The sequence below is a fragment of the Acinetobacter gyllenbergii CIP 110306 = MTCC 11365 genome, from assembly GCF_000413855.1.
Classification (GTDB): Bacteria; Pseudomonadota; Gammaproteobacteria; order Pseudomonadales; family Moraxellaceae; genus Acinetobacter; species Acinetobacter gyllenbergii.
In genome coordinates, this window is the sequence record NZ_ATGG01000008.1 from 120,391 (window position 1) to 143,346 (window position 22,956).

The window sequence follows — 22,956 nt, forward strand, 5'->3', positions numbered from 1 at the left end:
AATTGACACCTAGTTTCTAAAATATATCATTAAATCGAACTTTTGAAAAATTTTGGATACTCTCATGACACAAATTGCGGTTGTTTACTTCTCGGGCTATGGCCATACCAAAGTGGTTGCTGAAACTTTTGCGGGTGCAATTGACGCAGCTTTAATTGAAATTGATCAGAATGGTGAGATCACAGAGCAAGATTGGCAGACTTTAAATGATGCACAAGGGATTGTGTTTGGCACACCAACTTATATGGCGGCAGCCCCTTGGCAATTTAAGAAATTTGCCGACGCTTCTTCAAAAGTCTGGTTTACTCGTGGTTGGCAAGATAAAGTCTTTGCGGGTTTTACCAATAGCGCGAGCCTGAATGGTGATAAGCAAGTGACCTTGATTCAATTACAAACTTTGGCTTCGCAGCATGGCGGTATTTGGGTGAGCTTAGGTTTGTTGCCTGCCAATACCAAAGCAGCGAAGCGTGAAGATGTAAATAACTTAGGTGGTTCGGTTGGATTGTTGGTTCAGTCTCCATCTGATGCAAGTACCGATGAGATTCCAACAGGGGATTTAGAAACAGCCAAACTTTATGCAAAACGCGTGAAAGCAATTGTTGAAAAATTGCATGGTTAAGTTTTTAAACTGATAACAAAAGACCGCCAAATTTAGGCGGTCTTTTGTTATTGCTTTTAATGTTGTGTCACGATGGGCTTAGTCTCTAGCACGATTGGCATAAATCGTAAGTGTTTGATCACCACTTGCGAAGCGTCTACCAGTAATTGGCGTAGCCCATAAATTCCAGCCAAGAGAAGACTGCCCAATCAGGCGTTGTGTATATAGATAAACGCTGGCACCTGGCTCACGATCATCTAAGACACTGCCATCAAATATTTTGTATACCAAATTGGTGGTATTGGTATTGCTGCTATCTCTTTCTAATACTAAGCCATAATCATCATTACCATCTTGGAAATTAAAACGATAAATATAACCAGCAGCTTTTTGTTGATCCAAAATCGTTTTGATCTCAGTGGCTTTAGTGCTGCTACTGATTGGAATCCAACGATAATCATAAGTCCCATTATGAAGATTACTGTTGGTACAGAGGAAAGAGTACTGTTGGAGGTTGATGCGATAAGCATATTCCAAGCGACAGCCTGCTTTGCCAAGTTCATTGGCATAATTTGTCCAAGTTGTTGGAGTCACGAGATTGGGGCGGATAAGACTTTCATCTACCGTATAGACTGCAGTATCACCAACGCGTTTTTCATAAATATTAAAGGTGCCCTTATCCTGATCAAGTTGATATTGTGTACGGTAATGGAAACCTTGGCTCGCTTGAGTAGTCAGTTCGGCTTTGAACAGATTGTGTCTTTCGGTTGATGTGCCTGTCGTAGTGGCCGTGGTGAGTTGGTATTGCCACTTAGCTGCATTGTTTGCGTTGTTTTTAATATAAAGATTACGCATACGCATTTCTTCGGTGGTAAGCAAAGAAGATGCGGTGTCGGAAGTTACATTGGTATCAATACGAACATCTACCAGTCTAAAGCCTGCATTGGCTTGAGCATCTAGTTGATTTTTGAGTCGTGCAAGGGTGGGTTCCAGATCTTTAAATTCATAAGTGCTGGTCGTAATAAATGGACTTGCCCTCAAACTTTGGAAGCGTTTAAGCGGTGATTTTCTCCAGCACTGATTTGGGTCCATGGCTTGTACTGTGCGATCAATGTTCGTGCCATTGGTTTCTGAGCTTTCAAAAATACAAAGGGTATTGGCATCTTTAAAGGCTAATACGGCTGCATTGGAATTACTATCATTGGCACCATAAAGTTTTACTCGTGCCAGATGATATGTGGTCTGATTCGTGCGTTGGACATTGCCTATATTGTAGTACAACAAACCACGAGGACCACCATCGTGTTCAAAATCTCCAAAAATTTCCCCTGAACAACTGGCTTCTTGATAACGCTCTCCTTCAATCAGCGTATCAAACGAATTATTCGATACGATATGATTTTCCATAATTAGACGGAAATTATTGGGTGCAGGATAGCAAAAGGGAGACTCCCAAGTTCCTGCAAATGTTTGAGATACGGTTGGCGTTGGCGTTGGCGTCGGAGTCGGAGTCGGAGTCGGAGTCGGAGTCGGAGTCGGCGTTGGAGTGGGTGTTGGTGTCGGCGTTGGAGTAGGTGTCGGAGTTGGTGTAGGCGTTGGAGTAGGTGTCGGAGTTGGTGTCGGAGTTGGTGTAGGCGTAGGTGTTGGTGTCGGCGTTGGAGTGGGTGTCGGAGTAGGCGTAGGCGTAGGCGTAGGCGTTGGGGCAGGTCCAGATGAGCTTGAACCTCCGCCGCTACCAGAGTCAAACCAACAAGCACTGAGTGCTACAGAAAGCAGCGCAACGCCACTTCCTTTAACGATATTTTTCATTATTCTATTCCCTCTGTTTTTGTGGCGTTTAAAAATCAATTTGATTTTTAATTTTCAAATATTGTTGGATTTTTTTTAATCATAATGCAGCTTTGAAAGAGAAATAAACAAAAGGCCTAATCGGGTTGTTAAATTGGTTTTAAATGTTTTTTATTGAATATGCTTTATATCTGAATCTTTTGATCACTTTGATTTTTTTGATTATATTTGCTGTGGAAGTATTAAAAGTTCTTTCTTATTAATATGTGCTAAACAGAGTGCTTTCATACATTATTTTTTAATAACTAATTTTTAAAGCGATTATTTCTAATAAGGCAATGATCAATAAAAATAATTGTGAAAGCGATCTCATAAAAACTTTAAATCACTTATCGGGGTTGTTATGGAAAATGTAGAATGGCAGGGGACTCCTTCTCAAATCAGTAATCTTGCATACTTTGTTGTGTGTGGTGTTTTATTCTTTTTGGTCATTCCTTTGCTATTGATCTTATGGCGTTGGTTACAGACTAAATATACAAAATACGAGTTAACTTCTGAGCGTTTAATTATGTCCAAAGGGGTATTGAATAAAACCACCAATCAATTGGAACTCTATCGAGTCAGAGACTATCGACATGAGCAGCCTTTTTTTCTACGCATTTTTGGCTTAAGTAATATTGTGCTGATCAGTACCGACAAGACAGATAAAGTATTAAACCTGATTGCCATTCGTGACGGTGGCGACTTAATTACTCAGATTAGATCAAATGTCGAAGGCTTAAGAAGATCAAAATCGAGAATTGTTTAAATTTAAGCGCATAAAAAAGGCGCATTTAGCGCCTTTTTTATGATTTCACCAGATTAATGTCTGTCATCAAATTCATTATGCTGTGGCGCATTGTATTTGAAGCCTTTGGTCTTGTAAGCAAGATAACCGACACCGATGACGGCCCAAGCCAAACCAATCTGTAAAGCCAATTTGTCAATTTCCAACCACATCATAAACACGCTGGCAAAACCGAGTGTTGGGATAATGATATAGCTGATAATGTCTTTAGGCGTCTTGTTCTTGCCATCTCTTAATGCATAGCGAGAAATCACCGAGAAGTTAACAAAGCTAAATGCAGTTAATGCACCAAAGCTAATTAAGTTCACGATATGCTCAAGATCAAGGAAACCCGCAGATAAAGCCACAACACCCACAATCAAGATGTTGTAAGTTGGCGTATGTAAACGTGGGCTAATATGACCGAATAATTTCTTATTGATCACGCCATCACGACCCATCACATACATTAAACGCGATACACCTGCGTGTGCCGAAATACCTGATGCCATCACTGCTACGACTGCAAAGTATAAAACCATGGTTTTAAATGCAAGGCTACCAATGGCTGCAACCATGACTGGTTGAGATTCATCCAGTGGGTTGAAGTAGGTATTCGGATTACTTGGGAAGTAAAGCTGAATAAAGTAGGTGCTGACAATGAAGATGATACCTGCAAGCAATGCTGTGGTGAAAATTGCACGTGGCAAAGTCTTTTCAGCATCTTTGGTTTCTTCGGCAAGTGAAGAAAGCGCATCAAAGCCCGTAAATGAGAAGCATAGCACCGTTGCACCTGCAATTAATGCCCCGACAGAGGTCATTTCATTCCAGAATGGCGCAAGCGACCATAACTCAGCTTTATCTGGATTCAGAGTGCCATCGGCATAAACCCCTTGTGTGAGCAGGATATAGACCTGATACACAAAGTAGAAAATAACACCGAGCTGGATGACCACAATGGTACTGTTAAAACGCGCGACAAAACGTGCCCCAAACAGGTTGATCACCGTCATCAGGACGGTTAAACCAATCACCCAAATCCAGTTATTTACTTCTGGGAAGAGTGCTCTCAAATAAATATCAGCAAGAATGATATTGACCAGAGGAGAGAGCAAATAATCTAACCACGAAGACCAACCCACCATAAAACCAACATTAGGGTGAATCGACTTTTGGGCATAGGTATATGCAGAACCAGAAGACGGATAACGACGAATCATGTGACCATAACTGATCGACGTTAAAAGAATTGCAACTAAGGCAAATATGTAGGAAGTCGGTACATGACCACCACTTCTTTCAGATACTAAACCAAACGTATCAAATAAAGTTAATGGTTGAATATAAGCTAAGCCAATAATGATGATGTGCCAAAGCACAAGATTCTTTTGAAGCTTCGCTGTTGGTTGAGTCCCAGATAAATTTGTCAACGGCGTTATCCTCATAATCGTTGATCAAAGATCAGCCATAGTGTTAAGGATCGTTTGAGACAAAAACGATCCCCCGTACAAAAAACGAAAGTGCGCCAATCTATCCTAAAACACTATAAATTGTCAGTACTTTTATGCTTTTTTTAGCAATTTTTTTGCCAATTGGGTAAATAAATAGATGAATAAAGATTCACTTAAAAATACAAAGCCCCGATATCACATCAATATCGGGGCTTTTAAGCAGGAATACTTGATTTAACTCAATGTATTACCATGCTTTTTGTAAGATTGCACGAATGTCTTGCAAGTTTGCTTCTTTCGGATTGTAAATGATCGAACCGTCATTCAGTGCCTTCTCTGCCACTTCATCCAATTGTGCTTCAGTGACTTTAGCTGTTTCACGTAGCGTACGTGGCAATTTGGTCAGGCTGAATAAACGATCACGCATCGCTAAAATTGTGGCAATCGCTTTGTCTGCACGTAAGTTAGCAGGCGTTTGAGCATAAATATCTGCACCCGCAAGCGGCAGCAGTAATTCACCAATCTTGTCGCCATTGATTTCTTTGTTATATTCCAGCACGTATGGCAGGAATAAGTTCATGCATAAGCCGTGGGGCAGATGTGCAACTGCACCAAGTGCATGACCCAATGAGTGAACTAAGCCCACCATTGAATTCGAGAATGCAATCCCTGCCATAGTAGATGCTTGTGCAAGCTCTAAACGACCTTGTGCATCGCTTGGATTGTCTAAAACTTTGAACAAGTTTTCGCTGATCTTTTTAATCCCTGCGCTGGCATAGGCATCACTGAGTGGGTTCGCAGCTAAGCAGGTATAGGCTTCAACACAGTGTGTCAGTGCATCCATGCCTGTCATGGCAGTCAAATGAGGTGGGAGTGTCTGTGTCATGCGTGGATCAAGAATTGCAGCATGCGGCATCAAGTAATAAGAGGCAAAAGCCAGTTTGACATTGCGTTGCGTATCCGAAACCACAGCTACCATAGTGACTTCTGAACCTGTACCAGAGGTGGTTGGAATTACGAAGAAAGGTTTGAGTGGTTTTGGTAGGTTGTGCGCACCTGAATATTGCAACAGATCATCACCACCTTCAGACACCAAGATATTGGTCGCTTTTGAGGTATCGATGACTGAACCACCACCAATTGCAATGATCGCATCGCATTTTTGCTTGCGGTACAGTTCTGCGGCTAAACGAACCACTTCCAAGCTTGAATCGGGTGGAACATCATCAAAGATCGCACCAATCACCGCATCGGTGGTGCTGAATGCTGCTTCGATTGGGCTAAGCAAACCATTGGCACGTACACCTTTATCGGTAATGATCATCGGACGTTTTGCGCCAAGCGTCGCAAGTTCAAATGGGATATGCTCTAAGGCAGCGTTACCAGCAATGACTTTTACAGGACAGAAAAACTCGTAATAAGGCTTAGCCATGTTATGCGCTCCGTTTGAGATATGATTTTGCGACTTTAAGATAAATATTTTTTGCACCCGTGAATTTTTCTTTTAATGTTAATTCAGCAGGGTAGCGTTTGACTGCAAGTGAAGCGATTAGCTTAGGTAAGATCAGAGCTTCCATTTTGTTCAAGCAACGCACCAGACGGATGGCACTTGAAACATCACCATCGGCAATCATACGGTCATTGGCAAAGGCTTGTGCGGTACTTTCTTGGAAAGAAAATACCAAAAAGGCATGGGTTAAATGCTTGAAGGTAATGGTTAAATCAGGCTTGCCTTTGTAATTAGACAATAGCTCTAATTGTTTTTCTTCGGTTACTCGAGCAACAAATGCAGGTCCATTGGGGAAAACATTCATTGAAAGGATAAAACCAACCGGAAACTTCGACACTTCCTGTTGTACTTCATCATCCACTTGGCTTGCCATCACGAGGCCACGACCCACAACATCCATCATGAGTTTGACGTAGGCAAATTGCAACGTGGGCTTCACTGCTTTGGTTGAAATCACTTGCGTATCCCTTGTTAAAATTATGCAAAAGCTAATTTAGAGTATTTACTCTAATTTATTTTATTGGAATTGAAAAGTAAATTATTCAGATTTGACTACAAGGTCATTAAAGAAATCGGTATTTTGCAGATAGTGGACAAAATCGGCACAGAGCTGCTCAAAGCTTGGATAATCTGTCAGTAAGTCTTGTAAGCGTACCATCTCTAAGCCTGCATAACCGCAGGGATTAATGGTTTGAAAACCAGTGAGGTCACAATCAATATTCAGGGCAAGACCATGATAACTACGGCCACGACGAATTTTAAAGCCTAAGGACCCGATTTTGCGGTCATCGACATAAACGCCTGGGGCATCAGCTTTGGCATAGGCATGGATGTTGTATTGTTTGAGTAGATCAATCATGGCCTGTTCTGCAAAACTGACTAAAGTACGCACATGCCATTTCAAGCGATTCAGGTCTAATAGAAAATAGGCAACCAATTGACCTCTGCCATGCCAAGTGACTTGACCACCGCGATCAGTATGTACAATCGGCAGGTTGCTGTGCAGCAGAATGTGTTCAGGCTTGCCTGCTTGTCCTTGGGTTAGGACATCTTGATGCTGTAACAGCCAAACCTCATCAGGTGTGCTTTCATCACGATTGCTTGTGAAGTCTTTCATTGCTTCAAAACGAGTCGTGTAATCTTGTAGATCATTGAAACAACGAATGATTAAAGTTGGTTTTGCAGCGCTCATTACAACAGGATTTCCTTGTCAGCTTTGAATTGATGAGTTGTTGAATTATGTAATGATTTAAATCAGATCAATAGAGATTTATTAAAAAGTCGCGTGTTATTTTTTGCGAAAAAAAATCCAAAACACTTTCGTATTTTGGACTTCTTTATTAAAGCGCTGTCTTAATTAAAGGACAGGCTGCAAGGTCAGCGTATAAGGCATGAACTTGTTCCAACTCTTCAAAGCGCAGTTGTGCGGTTAAAGAGTGGTATTTGCCTGTACGTGACGGCTGAACTTTTACGGTGTCGCCATCAAATTCAGGGAAGTGCTTCTGCAAAATATCAACAACAGCCACTCGAAGTTCATCCCCTGCATTACCAATCAATTTGATCGGATAGTCCATCGGGAAAACCCAAAGATGTTCTTGCAATTCACGAGAAGGAGTGCGGTCTAACATGAGCAACCTCTTAATTTGAAACGCCTGCATCAGTGCAGGCGCTTTTGATCTAATACATAAATGGGGATGAAGTGTTGAACTTCAAGTCCTGCGCTAAACCAATACAATGTATTGGTCTAGCACAAGATTTCCCAAAGATTAGTCGTTTTCCAAGAATGAACGTAAGTGTTCTGAACGAGAAGGGTGACGAAGCTTACGTAACGCTTTCGCTTCAATCTGACGAATACGTTCACGGGTTACGTCAAACTGTTTACCTACTTCTTCTAAAGTATGGTCGGTTGGCATATCAATACCAAAACGCATTTTCAATACTTTCGCTTCACGTTCAGTCAAGTTTTCAAGTACTTCACGGGTCGCTTCTTTTAAGCCTTCTGAGGTCGCAGCATCTACTGGTGAAGTGATGTTTGAGTCCTCAATGAAGTCACCAAGATGCGAATCTTCATCATCACCGATCGGTGTTTCCATCGAAATCGGTTCTTTTGCGATTTTAAGTACTTTACGAACTTTAACTTCGTCCATTTCCAGACGCTCACCCAATTCTTCAGGCGTCGGTTCACGACCCATTTCTTGAAGAAGTTGACGAGATACACGATTGATCTTGTTAATGGTTTCAATCATGTGTACTGGAATACGAATAGTACGTGCTTGGTCGGCAATCGAACGCGTAATCGCCTGACGAATCCACCACGTTGCATAAGTCGAGAATTTATAACCACGACGATATTCAAACTTGTCTACGGCTTTCATCAAACCGATGTTACCTTCTTGAATCAAGTCGAGGAACTGCAAGCCACGGTTGGTATATTTTTTCGCAATCGAAATTACCAAACGTAAGTTCGCTTCAACCATTTCTTTCTTGGCACGACGTGCTTTCGCTTCACCAACCGCCATACGTTTCGAGATATCTTTGATATCTTTCACGTTCAGATCAAGGTCTTTTTCAATATCGGCAATCTTTTGCTGGAATGCCAATACGTCAGGACGTACTTTTTCCAAATGTGCTTTGGTTTCAGCAGGTGCTTTCGCGATTTGTTCATCTAACCAAGCTGGATTTGATTCTTGCTCAGGGAAGGTCATACGGAACTGGTTACGGTCCATACGGCCACGACGAACTGCATAACGCATAATTTCACGTTCGTTCGAACGGATTTGTTCATGCGTACCACGAATCATTTCTGAAATAATATCAAATAAACGTGGCGTGAATTTGAACATCATGAACACAGCCGCAAGCGCTTCAAGCGCGGCTTTTGCTTCATCACTATTGCGGCCATGTTTTGCCACAACAGTTTTGGTTTCATTCCACGCTGCTTCTAATTCAGAGAAACGAACTTTGGCAACTTCAGGATCTGGACCTGAATCACCTTCAGAATCATCATCACCTTCAGACTCTTCTTCTTCGTCATCATCATCAAGTTTAACGTCTTTGGTTTTTGTAGAAGAATCTGTCTCTTCTTCTTCAAGTTCAGTTTCTTCTTCAAGAACTTCAGGAATATCTTCGTCAGTTTCTGGATCTAAATAACCAGAGAGAATATCGGCAAGACGACGCTCGCCAGTTAAAAAGTCATTATATTCTTGTAAAACAACTTCAACAGCATTTGGCCAGTAAGCAATCGAGTGTAAAACGTCACGAATACCTTCTTCGATACGTTTTGCAATGCTAATTTCGCCTTCACGTGTAAGAAGTTCAACCGTACCCATTTCACGCATATACATACGGACAGGGTCTGTGGTACGACCAGGCTCACTTTCAACCGATGCTAATACGGCAGCAGCTTCTTCTTCAGCAACCTCATCGGCAGCTTCAGTTGATTCACCAAACATGGTGTCGTCAGTTTCTGGCGCACGTTCATGCACTGGAATACCAACGTCTTGAAGCATCTGAATGATGTCTTCAATCTGCTCACTTTCCGTAATTGAGTCTGGTAGATGATCGTTAACCTCAGCGTAAGTTAAATAACCTTGCTCTTTGCCTCGGCTAATCAGAGCCGCTACTTGCGAAGTAGGGGAATTCATATCGCTCATCTTTGCTTACTCTTTTGTTGAATCTGGGGCGGTGAAAAACCGTGCATGATAGCACAATTCACGACGAATGTTTTGGATTTGATCCGTTTGCTTTAAATAAAAAATAGCTTTGATTTCATGTTCGTTCCTTGAATATGGGGTTAAGTTATCATTTTTCAAGCAGTCAGTCCTGATTAAAGATGTTTTTTAAGGGCAACAATCCTCAGATTATAAATACACAAAAAAACTGACGAAAAAAAGTACAAATCATCATTTTATAGTAAAAAAAACAAATAAAACTTGACAAGGTGGGCCAAGACCGATAAATAGCGGCTAGGCCCATTTATATTTTTTCATTAGAGGTACTTAGTGTCTTCTACAGATTTTGAATTAGATGATGATAACTATGGTGAAGATGATGCTGGTTTTGACGAATCATCTGGAAAAATCAGCGCCAAAGAATCATTAGAAAAGCGCCGTTTGATCGATGATCTCTTGGCCCAACGTCGTTTAGAGCGAGAACTCAAAGATTTTGATTATGATTTCGACGACGATGACCTTGACGACGAAGACTGAGCGAAATAGCTAAGACTTTATGTCCGAAAATGTTATGCTGTTGCCGATGTATTTTTAAAGTTGGATGAAAGAATGAGCACGTTAGATTTAGACTTATTGAGTAACTATCTTGACGGCGATCAAAACGAATATGGTCTAGATTTTGCAGCGACTCATGGCTTTTTATGTGCGATTGCAGTTGGTCCACAATTCGATCGTTGGTTAGATGAACTTTTTGAGAGCAATCAAAAGAAAGTTCCAAGTGAAATCATTGAACAAGTTAAAGCTTGGTTGGAATCAATTCGTCAAGACTTGGCCAATGAAAATGGAATCGAATTTCCATTTGAAATTGAAGAAGCAGATGTAGATTCAAGCTTAGGTGATTGGAGTGTTGGTTTCGTTGATGCCATGTTCCTCAATGAAGATGCATGGTTTGCGCCTGAGTTTGAAGAGCAGTTGGTTGATTTAACCCTGCCAATCATGGTGTTTAGCGGTATTGATGAAGAAGATCCACAGATGGAATCTTTCCGCCGTAATGGTCAGTTAATGGATGAATTGGCTGAAGAAATTCCTGATAATCTAAATGAAATTTATCTTATGTACCATACGCCTGCGTAAGGGCATATCTGATACTGCGGTCATCGTGGTTGATGAATGATCATAAAATACTAAAACGCCTCTAGAAGGCGTTTTTTTATGGCTGCTTGTGCTGTTCTATTCTATTGAGCTCATCTCAAGACTAAGATTTAAAAATGAGCAAAAAATAGACTGAGTCCTAAAGCACTCAAGATACCACCAATGACCCGATTGATACTAACTTGTCGTGCCAGAATTTTATTGCGAATAAAAGGGGTGGAGCAGAATAAGGCAACGAGGCTAAACCAAGCCAGATGGCTGCCAGAAATAAATACACCATAGCCGATTAGGGTGTGTAGATTGTTATTGCTGGTCATGACCTGTGAATAAATACTCATCACAAACAGTGTGGTTTTGGGGTTGAGGCTGTTGGTGAGGAAACCATGCCGAATGGCCTGCCAACGTGTGATCTGATGGCTATTTTCATCAAACAGGATCGGGGCTTGGGTAAAGGTTTGGTAGCCAATATAAATCAAATAAGCTGCACCGATATATTGAATCAGTTGGATTAAGTGGGGAAGGTGTTGCTGTAAAAAGCTGAGTCCAATCAAACTATAACTGATATGTACCCAGACACCCATTGCAATGCCGTAGGCGGTACAGATGCCCAAATAGCGGCCATAGAGATAACTATTTCGTGTCACAAGGGCGAAGTCTGCACCGGGGCTAATAACTGCGAGCAGGGTCACTAAACCTACAGCAATGATTTCATTCACTCATTTATTCCTAAATTGACTCATTAAAGATTTTTTATATTTTTCATATTCTTGCTATATTTAAAACTGAAGTTAATTCCTGTTATGTATGAGTTTTTGGAATGATTGAACGATTGTCTTTGAATTCACTTAAGTTTTTTTATTATGTGGCGCGTTATGAAAGTGTCACTGTAGCTGCAGAAAAGCTATTTGTGACACAAAGTGCAGTCAGCAAACAGCTTAAAAACTTGGAGGATGGTTTAAGTCTGGTATTGTTTGTGCGCGAAGCCCGAAAATTAAGTTTAACGCCAGAGGGTGAAGTCCTGTTTGATTGTTGTCAGCAGGTCTTTCAGCAGATTGAACAATGCTTATTACAATTACAACAACACAGCAAAGCACAAAAGAACCTGATTCTGTCCTGTGAACCGACGCTGGCGATGAAATGGCTGATTCCTCGTTTAGCGCAATTTAAACAGCGCTATCCAGAGTTTGAAGTGAGCTTGTTAACGGGCGGCGGGGCGGTGGATTTTAATTCACAACATATTGATGTGGCCTTAAGGCGAGATGATTTTGATTGGGGGGCAGCCCTGTATAGCGAAAAAATTGCGGATGAACAGATGCTTGCTGTAGCGGCGAAGTATGATCAAGCGGCAACAACGCAAGTATTTATTTCTAAATCCAGACCTCAGCTATGGCAACAGTTTAAGCGCCGAACCCCAGAACGGTTTGCTGATTTAAAACGATCTTCACTTGAGCATTTTTATCTTTGTATCGAGGCTTGTTTGGCGGGTTTAGGCGCAACCGTGGTTTCTGCCTATATGGTTGAGCGAGAAATGAAATATCAAATGTTGGAGCCACTCACCACAGCCTATGCGGATGGTTCGGCCTATTATTTATTATCCGCGCAACCTTTTGAGGATGATATTCGTAAACGATTGCTCAGAGACTGGTTAAGAGATGAAATGCATAAAAGCCAGTTGGGGTTTGATACACTGGCTATCAGTTCGATTTAATACGGTTTCATCTCTGGCTAAGTTTTGTTGGTGCTATGAGTTGCGATTTGATTTAGACAGGTAAAACTTTTTAATTGCCCACCACAGCAGGTACAGCATCACAATGGTAAGGATCAGATAGCTGACACGCTGTAGAATCACGATCATCAGCGCTTGATTTTCACTAAAATGATAACCCAGATAGGCGAGAAAACTGGTCCAAATCACGGTTCCAGCGCTACTGTAAAGCATAAATTTACCAAAAGGCATTCGGCTCATCCCTGCAGGGATACTAATCAAGGAGCGAACTGCTGGAATCATTCGCCCGAAGAACACAATGCGATGTCCATGTTTGTTAAACCATGTCAGTGCTTTTTCCAGATCTTTCACTTGAATGCGTAAATATTTGCCGTAGCGTTCGATAAAATGAAACAACTGTTGCTGGGGAACTTTGCGCCCGACCCAATACAGCAGCATTGCGGCCAGAATGGAGCCAACACTTCCTGCAATAATGACGCCGATCAGAGTGAGTTCACCTTTTGAAGCGGTATAGCCAGCCGATGGCATAATGATTTCTGAGGGAATCGGTGGAAAAACATTATCGAGAAACATTAAAAATGCGATACCTAAATATCCCAGTTTCTCCATGATGGATAGAACCCATTCTTCAAGTCCCATAACGCCCTTATCTGATTCATTTGATTGTTATTTTCAGCATAGTGATTGTTATGTTAATGCTCAAGCGTGGAATCGTTACTTGATTTTATCGCGCAATAAAAAAGCCATAGTTGAACTATGGCTTTTAATCTACTTTTTAGCTTACAGGCGTTTGCGCTTTGCTGCAGCAATTTGTGACTGACGCATACGGAAGCCCGCTTTTTGCTTGTCCGTGGTTTTATCAATACAGTAAACACAAGATACGCCATGTTCATAACTTGGTAATTCTGCTTCAACTTTGGTCAGTGGCCAACCACACGCATGACACTTGATGTTTTCGCCTTCTTCAACCCCATGAGTCACCGCAGTACGACCATCAAATACGAAGCATTCACCTTCCCACATGCTTTCTTCAGCAGGGGTTTCTTCTAGGTATTTTAAAATACCACCTTTGAGGTGATAAACCTCATTGAAACCTTCTTGAAGCAGGAGAGAGGTCGATTTTTCGCAACGGATACCACCCGTACAGAACATCGCAATTTTTTTATCTTTGTGCTGTTCAAGATTTTGTTTTACGTATTCTGGAAATTCACGGAAGCTTTCAGTCTTCGGGTCAACTGCACCTTTGAAGGTACCTGCTTTATATTCATAGTCATTACGTGTGTCGATTAAGATCACATCATCACGACTAATTAGCTCGTTCCATTCTTTAGGATCAAGATAGTGGCCAACTAAATCGCGTGGCTTGACTTCTACACCTAAAGTTACAATTTCATTTTTAAGTTTGATTTTCATTTTACGGAATGGTTTTTCAGAGCTTTCAGACTCTTTATATTCCATTGCGTTAAAACCTTCGTTCAAAAGGAATTGATGAACGGCATCAATCGCGGCACGATCGCCTGCAACCGTACCATTAATGCCTTCAGACGCTACAATCAGAGTTCCACATAAATTGATGCTTTTCACTAAGTCCAAAAGACGTTGTTGCAGATCCGCTGCATCTGAAACTTCTTTAAATTGATATAGTGCCGCAACAACCCAATTATTGGTCGCTTGCTGTTCTACAGGTGCAAGCTGTTCTACAGTAGCGTTCATGGATAACTCCAAATGTATTAAGATAGAAAAATGAGGCGCACATTTTAGCGCGAAATCTGAAAATAAGCGAGAAAACCATAAAATAAATATGGTTTTAGAGGAGTTGGTTTTGAGTAATGATCGTCGAATCCCTTCATTGACCCCGTGTGCAGGGCGTTGTTCAACGGTATTTGGTGATCTGGTCTGCCGTGGCTGTCGCCGTTTTAATCATGAAGTGATTCAGTGGAATACCTATACGCCAGAGCAGCGTTTGATGGTGTGGAAGCGCTTAGATGCGCAACTGGACCAAATTCTGGTGCCTTTGTTACCCCATGCGAATTTACAGCATATCGAGGGTTTTATTCAGAATAAACGAACCCGTGTCTTAGACAGTGCCAGTAAAGGGCGCAAGCTGTACCACGCCTTGAAAATTTGCGAGAAGAATAAACACTTGGCACATGAGAGTGGGCTGGGGATTAGCGATGCACAAGTCAAACCGATTTGGGATGAGTTTGAGCGTCGTGTACTGGCTTTGGCAAAGGCCAGTTATGAATTGGCGTGGTTACGTGCCGATGGCATTAGCAATACACTATTGCGTGCGTTAGAACTAGAAGAAGATGAGATTTAAGCCAGCAATCCTGCAGAAATCTGAATGATAACCAAGGATGTTGATCGACATCCCTATTATCTTGTTAATTCTGAGATTAGTTGATCTCCCTGTCATGAAGTAGGTTGGATAGTTTTAGAGCGTTAGGGTTGCGAGCAAAATATTGTGCCATGATCTGTTGATCTTGTTCACGAATCAGGCTGATTTTAAAGCCATGGGTGGTGCTGCCAGAAGAGCGTCCTCTGGTGCGGTAGAGTTTTTCTGTAATCAGGTAACTATGTTGCCCATCACTTAGACGTCGATCAGCTAAAACTATTAATCGCACAGGCTGCTGAAAACGGTACAGCACTTTGAGTTGTTGATAAAACTCGTCATAGACATAAATCTGTTGCTGATCTGCAAAAAGATAGCTGAAATTTCCGGGGTAGGGTTCATTGCTTTGACTGCCAAGCAGTTGTAACCGAGTCACGTCAACAGGTGTAGTTCCCCAGAATTTATGTTCAGCAATATGAGGGAGTGGTTGTTGATTGAGATAATAAGCATGGCCATCGGTTGCTAAATTCAGATCTCGACTAAAACGATTACTGCCACTGAAAATCTGCGTCTGTTGCGCATTTAACTGGTCCAGCCTTTTATCTTGATAATAAACCAGCTGCTGATCGTGAATATATTGGCTGCTATTTGGAAATGCTTGGCTCTGTTGCGGATCTAAATCTGTTAATGCTTTTGTTTTGTAATAGACCTGTTGATCATCTTTGGCATAAAAATAGCCAAGTGTATTGAATCTTGGATGTAAGATTGCCGAAAAATGAGTGGCATTCACGTTGGTTAAACGTATATTGCGAAAGTAAACCTGTTGATGATCTTTGCTAAAGTCATTGCCTAAATAACGGGTTTGAGCTGGGTTTAGTCCAGACAAGATATGCTCTTGCCAGTAAACTTGTTGGGCTGTTTTACCAACATTGCTATACAGCTCAGGTGCACGATCAGGAAGGTTATCTAAGGCTAAACCAGTAAATTGATCGGCCTTGACTTGAGGGAGTAAAAAAGTACCTTGGCCTTGTTTAAAAATATAGACTTGATTCTGAAATATTTCGAAATTTGTGCCAGAGATTGACTGGGTTTGTTGATGGGGGAGTTTGACACTGCCATCGTTAAATTTATTCCAGAGTAGATAGGCAATACAAAGGCTGAAACTCACTAAAATACCAAGAATGAATGCGATAGCAGTCCATCTCTGTTTTCTTTGAAAAGCGTCTAGTGCCTGTTGATTTGCAATTATGCTAATGATGTCAATATGGGTTTTCTTGTGGGTACTTCTATTGCTGATTCGTTGCAACTGTTGCTGTTTTGCCAGTGCTTCCAGTTTTTTCCAGAATGGTAAAAACTCACAATGTTGCTGGGTTAATGTGGCAGGCCACATCCATGAATTAAAATAAAAATACTGTCGATAGGGCTTGCTTTTACTCAGGAGATTAAAACTATGGATTTGAGCTTGCTGCTGCTGAAGTTGGATCTGAATCAAATCTTGCCAAGTGAAAAAAGTAGATTGCTTTGCACTCTCTAGTGCCATGCCTTGCTGGTATAACTTAAAGGTGATGGCGCGTCTAAAGTACCTCTGATAAAGCTGGTTATATAGGTAAACAATGATAAGCAATAAACCGAACATCAAGGCGATATTGAAAAGCTGGGCGAAAAAAGGCAGGAATTGATAAAAATAATACAGGCTTAAATCATAAATAAAGTAAATGAAAATCGCCCAAGTTAGTATGATCATCAATAAAAACAACGTGAAAGACGCCATTTTTATTTGAAAGACGGGCAGCGTAACTTGTATCAAAACAGTGGTTTTTTTGATCATCGACTCGGTAAATTAGTTCTGTAAAATAAATGTTGTTTAAGTTTTATTTTAAGAGCATAACCGATAAAACAAAAAAAGGATGCAGAAGCATCCTTTTTTATTAACGCTAATCGAAATTAACGTTTGATGTCGCGTTGAGTCGAGCCTGTATAAAGCTGACGTGGACGACCGATCTTGTAAGGACCGCTGTGCATTTCTAACCAGTGGCTGATCCAACCAACTGTACGTGCAAGCGCGAAGATCACCGTAAACATACCTGTAGGGATACCAATCGCTTTTAAGATGATACCTGAGTAGAAGTCTACGTTCGGGTAAAGTTTACGTTCAACGAAGTACGGGTCGTTCAGCGCAATACGCTCAAGTTCCATTGCAAGTTGCAATTGTGGATCGTTGATGCCTAATGCAGCAAGAACTTCGTCACAAGTCTCTTTCATGACTTTCGCACGTGGGTCGAAGTTTTTATAAACACGGTGACCGAAGCCCATGAGTTTAACTTCTTTGCGTTTTACTTTTTCCATGAATTCAGCAACGTTTTCTACGCTACCAATTTCATCTAACATTTTAAGTACAGCTTCGTTTGCACCGCCGTGCGCAGGTCCCCAAAGTGCAGAGATACCCGCAGAGATACATGCATATGGATTCGCACCAGTCGAACCTGCAAGACGAACTGTAGACGTAGATGCATTTTGTTCGTGGTCAGCATGAAGCGTGAAGATACGATCCATTGCACGAGCAAGAACAGGATTTACTTTGTAATCACGGTCAGCAGGCGTAGCAAACATCATGTGTAAGAAGTTTTCTGCATAACCAAGGTCATTACGTGGGTAAATGAATGGTTGACCTACAGTGTACTTGTAGCTCCACGCTGCAAGTGTAGGGATTTTCGCGATTAAACGAATTGCAGTAATTTCACGGTGGTTAACATCTTCGATGTCTAAGCCATTGTGATAGAACGCAGATAATGCACCAACAACACCAACCATGATTGCCATAGGGTGAGCATCACGACGGAAACCATTGAAGAAGCGGCTTACTTGGTCGTGAACCATCGTATGGTTACGTACTTTCGCATCAAATTCTGCTTTCTGTTCAGCATTTGGAAGCTCGCCATTGAGTAATAAGTAGCAAGTTTCTAAGTAGTCTGCTTGAGTCGCTAATTGATCAATTGGATAGCCGCGGTGTAATAACACACCTTTGTCACCATCAATGAATGTGATCTTAGATTCGCAAGCCGCTGTCGCCATAAAACCAGGGTCGAAAGTAAAGTGACCTGATGCCAATACATCTTTAACGTCAATTACATCTGGGCCTAATGTGCCGCTGTAAATTGGTAATTCAATTTCTTTGCCATCAAGCTGTAATACGGCTTTTTTGCCAGTTGCTGCAGACATTCAATAGATCTCCTGTCCTGGTGAATGATTATCTGACTCGAAATACTAATCTTGTCATGTGCGAATCAGACGGTGTCAAAATTTGCTATAAGATTAGTGGTTACTAAAATTTTGTCAATTATACTTAGGGATAAAAAATGACGTTGCTACAGTCAATTAGTCATTCAGTATCGAAGAAAAAACTGAGTAAAATCACAGCACCGGTCGAGTATAATATGTCAAATCAAGTTTTAGGTGCATAAAAAAAATGAAGCATCAGTCCAATTGTAAGTAAATTTTTATTGGGCTTAGATGTTGCGGCTTATAAAATAAATACTTACCCCATCTGCAAGCCCTATATTTGCCGTGCTTTACAGTGAACTGTTCATTCAAAAACCAATCAAAAGCGTTCAAGAGCGAGAAGTTGTTGGTGCATTTTGGTGCGATTAATTGTTTAAAAAATGACTGATTGAATTTGGCAAAAGCAAGCATAAACATAGATTATTAATTAATTATATTTAATATATAAATGAGCAGTATTATTTTAGACTATATATAAAGCTTGAAAAATTGTGCTGCTTTCATGCTGAAAAGGGGGGCTTTTTGTGAAATATGAAGAAAAGAATTTATAAAATTAAAAAGTATCTATAAAAAATAGTATTTTATTTTTATCATTACAAAACAATCAGATAGTTGTTTTTAGGAAAACTTGATGTATTTGTCGCTGTTATTATGCGTGTGAATGATTCTTATTTAAAGTTTTTTTCGACTAAAGCGAAAGTTGATTGTTTGTATTTTGATATTTCACGTTTTATAATTCGGTGTCGTTATATAGGTTAGGCATGTGCTGTGCTTGCCTAACAATGCCAGCTTTCCTTTGAATTAAGTCAAACAAACTCCAGATGGAGTTTCTACCTACAGGATGCCCGCTGTGAAAAGCAACAGACCTGTCAATTTGTCCATGGGTCAGGTATTAGCGGTAAATTTACGCTCACCCGTGGCTATTGCCTCAATTCTACACCGTCTATCAGGTGTAATCGTTTTCGTATTAGTTGCAGTTCTTTTATGGATTTTGGATAAGTCTTTATCTTCTCCAGAAGGATTTGACTACGTTAAAAATGTCGTTTTCGGAAATATCATTGTACGTTTCGTCGTATGGGTATTTGTAGCTGGCTTGATTTTCCACTTTATCGCAGGTGTGAAGCATTTACTTGCTGACCTCGGTTTTGCTGAAGAACTTCAAAGCGGTCGTATCGCTGCTACAGTTTCATTGATCTTGTCTGCGGTTGGTATTGTCGCAGCATTCGTATGGATTATGTTCTGATGAAAAGTGCTACAGGTTTAACAGGTTCAGGTTCTCGTGACTGGTATATCCAACGTGTCAGTGCTGTAGTGTTAGCTGCATACACTGTAGTTTTGTTTGGCTGGATCCTTTGCAATAGCGGATTCGGTTATGAACAGTGGGCTGGCTTTATGCTGACGTTGCCAATGAAGATTTTTTCTTTATTAGCAGTGTTATCGCTCGTTGCACACGCTTGGATTGGTATGTGGCAAGTCTTTACTGATTATGTAACGACTCGTCAAATGGGCCCTTCAGCTTCAGGTTTACGCCTTGTACTCACTTCTGCTGTCATTATTTCAGTGTTCGTGTACGCAATCTGGGGTATCCAGATTTTCTGGGCAAATTGATAGGAAGAGATCATGGGCGCAATTAACCCTAAAGAAGATTATTCAAATATTCAAAACCTCACTTTCGATGCTGTTATCGTTGGTGGTGGTGGTTCTGGTATGCGTGCTGCTTACCAACTTGCTCAAGCGGGTTTAAAAGTTGCGGTATTGACCAAAGTTTTCCCAACTCGTTCGCATACAGTTGCCGCACAAGGTGGTATTGGTGCGTCGTTAGGTAACATGCAGGAAGATAACTGGCACTACCACTTCTATGACACGGTGAAAGGTTCTGACTGGTTAGGCGATCAGGACGCAATCGAGTTCATGACGCGTGAAGCGCCGAAAGTTGTTTACGAGCTTGAACACTTGGGTATGCCGTTTGACCGTAACGAAGATGGTACGATCTATCAGCGTCCATTCGGTGGTCACTCTGCAAACTACGGCGAAAAAGCAGTTCCACGTGCGTGTGCTGCTGCTGACCGTACAGGCCATGCGTTATTGCATACCTTGTATCAAAGCAATGTTAAAATGGGTACACAATTCTACGTTGAATGGATTGCATTAGATTTAATCCGTAACGAAGAAGGTGATGTACTTGGTGTAACGGCGATTGACCAAGAAACCGGTAACATCGCAGTATTCCAAGCCAAAGCAACATTATTTGCTACAGGCGGTGCGGGTCGTGTGTACCGTGCATCAACCAATGCTTATATCAATACTGGTGACGGTCTTGGTATGGCTGCTCGTGCAGGTATTCCATTGCAAGATATGGAATTCTGGCAATTCCACCCAACGGGTGTTGCGGGCGCAGGCGTATTGTTGACTGAAGGTTGTCGTGGCGAAGGTGGTATCCTTCGTAACAAAGACGGCGAACCATTCATGGAACGTTATGCACCAACGTTAAAAGACTTGGCGCCACGTGACTTCGTATCACGTTCTATGGACCAAGAAATTAAAGAAGGTCGTGGTTGTGGTCCTAAAGCGGATTATATCTTATTGGATATGACTCACTTAGGTGCTGAAACCATTATGAAACGTCTTCCATCTGTATTTGAGATTGGTAAGAAGTTTGCAAACGTTGACTGTACCAAAGAGCCAATTCCAGTGGTGCCAACAATCCATTATCAAATGGGTGGTATTCCGACCAATATTCATGGCCAAGTGGTTGTACCGCATGGCGTAGAAGAAGGTGAGTTCTCTGCAAGCTACAACAAAGACACTAAAGAGTATCATTATGTTGGTACTCGTGATTATGTAAAACCAGTGAAAGGGTTCTATGCGATCGGTGAGTGTTCTTGCGTATCTGTACATGGTGCAAACCGTTTAGGTACCAACTCTTTGCTTGACCTTGTGGTCTTCGGTAAAGCCGCGGGTGAGCACATCATTGATTACGTGACCAAACATCATGGCGATGATTATCAACCGCTTCCGACTGATGTGTTAGTAAATACATTAGATCGTATTCGTAAGTTAGATGATTCAACGACGGGTGAAAACGCACAAGAAGTTGCTGATGCAATTCGTGACATCGTACAAGATCACGCGGGCGTATTCCGTACTCAAGCTTTGCTTGATAAAGGCGTAAAAGAAATTCTTGCGATTGAACCGCGTGTTCGTAACATTCATTTAAAAGACAAATCTAAAGTATTTAACACTGCGCGTGTTGAAGCATTAGAAGTTGAAAACTTATATGAAGTTGCGAAGGCGACTCTGATTTCTGCTGCTGCACGTAAAGAATGTCGTGGTGCGCATACAGTTGTTGACTATGAGTTAGCACCTGATCACCCAACTTACTCTTACGGTCGTCGTGATGATGAGTGGATGAAGCATACTTTATGGTATTCATCAGACAATCGTCTTGAATATAAGCCGGTACGTTTCAGCCCATTAACGGTTGAAGCAATTGAACCTAAGCCACGTACATTCTAATCGGGAGAACAAAGATGAGTAGAGGCACTCGTACATTCGAAATCTACCGCTATGATCCTGATAAGGATAAAGCGCCGTACATGCAAACTTTCAAACTTGAGTTAACCGATAAGCACCGTATGTTGCTTGATGCGTTACTTGCGTTGAAAGTGCAAGATGAATCATTAACATTCCGCCGTTCTTGCCGTGAAGGTATTTGTGGTTCGGATGGTGTGAACATCAATGGTAAAAATGGTTTAGCGTGCTTGTGGAACTTGAACGATTTACCAGAGAAGATTGTGATTCGTCCTTTACCTGGTTTACCAGTGGTAAAAGATTTGGTTGTAGACATGAACCAGTTCTATGATCAATATGACAAGATCCAACCGTTCTTGATTAACAATCAGCCAGCACCAGCAAAAGAGCGTTTACAGTCTCAAGCAGAGCGTGAACACTTAGATGGTCTATATGAATGTATTCTTTGTGCATGTTGTTCAACATCATGCCCATCATTCTGGTGGAACCCTGATAAGTTCCTTGGGCCATCAGCATTGTTAAATGCATATCGCTTTATCATTGACTCTCGTGATACGGCAACACAAGAGCGTTTGGCTCGTTTAGACGACCCATTCTCTTTGTTCCGTTGTAAAGGGATCATGAACTGTGTGTCTGTATGTCCTAAAGGTTTGAACCCGACAAAGGCAATTGGTCACATTCGTAATATGTTGTTAGATCAAGCAGGTTAATCTGTTTTTCTAATGCGAAAAAGGAGCTCCGAAAGGGGCTTCTTTTTTTATTGGGATTTGATTAAAGGGTGAGCTTGGTTAAAAAGTGTTTACTTAAATATTTTAGACTTGAATTTCAGTAATTCGGCCTTAAATATTTATAGATTTTGCTGTTAAGACAAATCATGAGAATCGATATATTTAAAATATTGGTTTATTTTTCATCAGATTGAATAGTGTTTGTGCAAGATTTGTAGAGAATGTTTATTTTTGACCAATTGGAGTGCAACTTTTATCAAAAGGGCGGTATATTAGAATATAATTTGATATGTGTATTTCGCTGCTTTATGGATGGTATGTGTCAAAAAAATCAATCCAAGCCTGAGAACATGTTAGGATTTCT

22 protein-coding genes are annotated in these 22,956 nt (G+C 41.2%); 10 read left to right on the forward strand and 12 right to left on the reverse strand.

The window, feature by feature from the left end:
• Nucleotides 1-64 precede the first annotated feature (64 nt).
• Nucleotides 65-619 (forward strand): flavodoxin family protein, encoded by a 555-nt coding sequence (locus tag F957_RS16305; RefSeq protein WP_016541352.1) that lies wholly within the window; start codon nucleotides 65-67, stop codon nucleotides 617-619.
• A 78-nt stretch (nucleotides 620-697) separates the two neighbouring features.
• Here F957_RS16305 and F957_RS0120490 read toward each other — a convergent pair whose 3' ends face one another.
• The gene (locus F957_RS0120490; protein ID WP_016660188.1) at nucleotides 698-2,407 is read right to left on the reverse strand and encodes a PT dipeptide repeat lipoprotein; all 1,710 of its coding nucleotides are present in this window, start codon (nucleotides 2,405-2,407) and stop codon (nucleotides 698-700) included.
• Nucleotides 2,408-2,789: 382 nt separating this feature from the next.
• Between F957_RS0120490 and F957_RS16300 the strand changes: the two genes are divergently transcribed.
• Nucleotides 2,790-3,194 carry a PH domain-containing protein gene (locus F957_RS16300; protein ID WP_016541350.1) on the forward strand — a complete coding sequence of 135 codons (405 nt, stop codon included), beginning with the start codon at nucleotides 2,790-2,792 and terminating at the stop codon, nucleotides 3,192-3,194.
• A gap of 53 nt (nucleotides 3,195-3,247) precedes the next feature.
• On the opposite strand, the gene F957_RS16295 is transcribed toward F957_RS16300, so the two are convergent.
• The 6 genes from F957_RS16295 to rpoD all read right to left on the reverse strand — a co-directional run bounded on the left by F957_RS16295 (nucleotide 3,248) and on the right by rpoD (nucleotide 9,826).
• The gene (locus F957_RS16295; RefSeq protein ID WP_016541349.1) at nucleotides 3,248-4,642 is read right to left on the reverse strand and encodes an APC family permease; all 1,395 of its coding nucleotides are present in this window, start codon (nucleotides 4,640-4,642) and stop codon (nucleotides 3,248-3,250) included.
• A 268-nt stretch (nucleotides 4,643-4,910) separates the two neighbouring features.
• Nucleotides 4,911-6,095 (reverse strand): iron-containing alcohol dehydrogenase, encoded by a 1,185-nt coding sequence (locus F957_RS16290; protein ID WP_016541348.1) that lies wholly within the window; start codon nucleotides 6,093-6,095, stop codon nucleotides 4,911-4,913.
• 1 nt (nucleotide 6,096) lies between these two features.
• A complete protein-coding gene (locus F957_RS16285; RefSeq protein WP_004652214.1) occupies nucleotides 6,097-6,630 on the reverse strand; it encodes a hypothetical protein in 534 nt (177 codons plus the stop codon).
• Between the two features lie 81 nt (nucleotides 6,631-6,711).
• Nucleotides 6,712-7,365 carry a lipoyl(octanoyl) transferase LipB gene (gene lipB / locus F957_RS16280; protein WP_016541347.1) on the reverse strand — a complete coding sequence of 218 codons (654 nt, stop codon included), beginning with the start codon at nucleotides 7,363-7,365 and terminating at the stop codon, nucleotides 6,712-6,714.
• A gap of 148 nt (nucleotides 7,366-7,513) precedes the next feature.
• Nucleotides 7,514-7,801 (reverse strand): YbeD family protein, encoded by a 288-nt coding sequence (locus tag F957_RS16275; RefSeq protein WP_004652212.1) that lies wholly within the window; start codon nucleotides 7,799-7,801, stop codon nucleotides 7,514-7,516.
• A gap of 138 nt (nucleotides 7,802-7,939) precedes the next feature.
• Entirely contained in the window at nucleotides 7,940-9,826 is a 1,887-nt protein-coding gene (gene rpoD / locus F957_RS16270) for an RNA polymerase sigma factor RpoD (RefSeq protein WP_016541346.1), read from the reverse strand.
• Between the two features lie 348 nt (nucleotides 9,827-10,174).
• Between rpoD and F957_RS16265 the strand changes: the two genes are divergently transcribed.
• Together F957_RS16265 and F957_RS16260 are read left to right on the forward strand one after the other, a co-directional pair.
• Nucleotides 10,175-10,381, forward strand: a complete 207-nt coding sequence (locus F957_RS16265) for a PA3496 family putative envelope integrity protein (protein ID WP_004652209.1) — start codon at nucleotides 10,175-10,177, stop codon at nucleotides 10,379-10,381.
• A 72-nt stretch (nucleotides 10,382-10,453) separates the two neighbouring features.
• The gene (locus F957_RS16260) at nucleotides 10,454-10,978 is read left to right on the forward strand and encodes a YecA/YgfB family protein (RefSeq protein ID WP_016541344.1); all 525 of its coding nucleotides are present in this window, start codon (nucleotides 10,454-10,456) and stop codon (nucleotides 10,976-10,978) included.
• A gap of 128 nt (nucleotides 10,979-11,106) precedes the next feature.
• Here F957_RS16260 and F957_RS16255 read toward each other — a convergent pair whose 3' ends face one another.
• Complete coding sequence (locus tag F957_RS16255) at nucleotides 11,107-11,712, reverse strand: LysE family translocator (protein ID WP_016541343.1); 606 nt, start codon at nucleotides 11,710-11,712, stop codon at nucleotides 11,107-11,109.
• A 101-nt stretch (nucleotides 11,713-11,813) separates the two neighbouring features.
• Between F957_RS16255 and F957_RS16250 the strand changes: the two genes are divergently transcribed.
• On the forward strand, nucleotides 11,814-12,704 hold the full coding sequence (locus tag F957_RS16250; RefSeq protein ID WP_016541342.1) for a LysR family transcriptional regulator: 891 nt from the start codon (nucleotides 11,814-11,816) through the stop codon (nucleotides 12,702-12,704).
• 33 nt (nucleotides 12,705-12,737) lie between these two features.
• Here F957_RS16250 and F957_RS16245 read toward each other — a convergent pair whose 3' ends face one another.
• Both F957_RS16245 and trhO read right to left on the reverse strand, forming a co-directional pair.
• Nucleotides 12,738-13,361, reverse strand: a complete 624-nt coding sequence (locus tag F957_RS16245; RefSeq protein ID WP_016660189.1) for a DedA family protein — start codon at nucleotides 13,359-13,361, stop codon at nucleotides 12,738-12,740.
• 141 nt (nucleotides 13,362-13,502) lie between these two features.
• Complete coding sequence (gene trhO, locus F957_RS16240; protein WP_016541340.1) at nucleotides 13,503-14,435, reverse strand: oxygen-dependent tRNA uridine(34) hydroxylase TrhO; 933 nt, start codon at nucleotides 14,433-14,435, stop codon at nucleotides 13,503-13,505.
• Nucleotides 14,436-14,544: 109 nt separating this feature from the next.
• Here trhO and F957_RS16235 point away from each other — a divergent pair, with 109 nt between their 5' ends.
• Nucleotides 14,545-15,042 carry a DUF1289 domain-containing protein gene (locus F957_RS16235; RefSeq protein ID WP_016541339.1) on the forward strand — a complete coding sequence of 166 codons (498 nt, stop codon included), beginning with the start codon at nucleotides 14,545-14,547 and terminating at the stop codon, nucleotides 15,040-15,042.
• A gap of 76 nt (nucleotides 15,043-15,118) precedes the next feature.
• Here the strand turns inward: F957_RS16235 and F957_RS16230 are convergent, their stop codons facing one another.
• Nucleotides 15,119-16,882, reverse strand: a complete 1,764-nt coding sequence (locus F957_RS16230) for a DKNYY domain-containing protein (RefSeq protein ID WP_016660191.1) — start codon at nucleotides 16,880-16,882, stop codon at nucleotides 15,119-15,121.
• A 116-nt stretch (nucleotides 16,883-16,998) separates the two neighbouring features.
• Nucleotides 16,999-18,273: a citrate synthase gene (gene gltA, locus F957_RS16225; protein ID WP_004652200.1), complete on the reverse strand. Its 1,275-nt coding sequence runs from the start codon at nucleotides 18,271-18,273 to the stop codon at nucleotides 16,999-17,001.
• Between the two features lie 901 nt (nucleotides 18,274-19,174).
• Between gltA and sdhC the strand changes: the two genes are divergently transcribed.
• Genes sdhC through F957_RS16205 form a run of 4 tightly spaced genes read left to right on the forward strand, consistent with a single transcriptional unit; the run spans nucleotide 19,175 to nucleotide 22,574 of the window.
• On the forward strand, nucleotides 19,175-19,576 hold the full coding sequence (gene sdhC, locus F957_RS16220; RefSeq protein ID WP_045544733.1) for a succinate dehydrogenase, cytochrome b556 subunit: 402 nt from the start codon (nucleotides 19,175-19,177) through the stop codon (nucleotides 19,574-19,576).
• Nucleotides 19,576-19,941, forward strand: a complete 366-nt coding sequence (gene sdhD, locus F957_RS16215) for a succinate dehydrogenase, hydrophobic membrane anchor protein (protein ID WP_004652198.1) — start codon at nucleotides 19,576-19,578, stop codon at nucleotides 19,939-19,941. The genes sdhC and sdhD overlap by 1 nt, the downstream gene beginning before the upstream one ends.
• A gap of 12 nt (nucleotides 19,942-19,953) precedes the next feature.
• Complete coding sequence (locus tag F957_RS16210) at nucleotides 19,954-21,849, forward strand: FAD-dependent oxidoreductase (RefSeq protein WP_016541336.1); 1,896 nt, start codon at nucleotides 19,954-19,956, stop codon at nucleotides 21,847-21,849.
• 14 nt (nucleotides 21,850-21,863) lie between these two features.
• A complete protein-coding gene (locus tag F957_RS16205; protein WP_004664446.1) occupies nucleotides 21,864-22,574 on the forward strand; it encodes a succinate dehydrogenase iron-sulfur subunit in 711 nt (236 codons plus the stop codon).
• Nucleotides 22,575-22,956 lie beyond the last annotated feature (382 nt).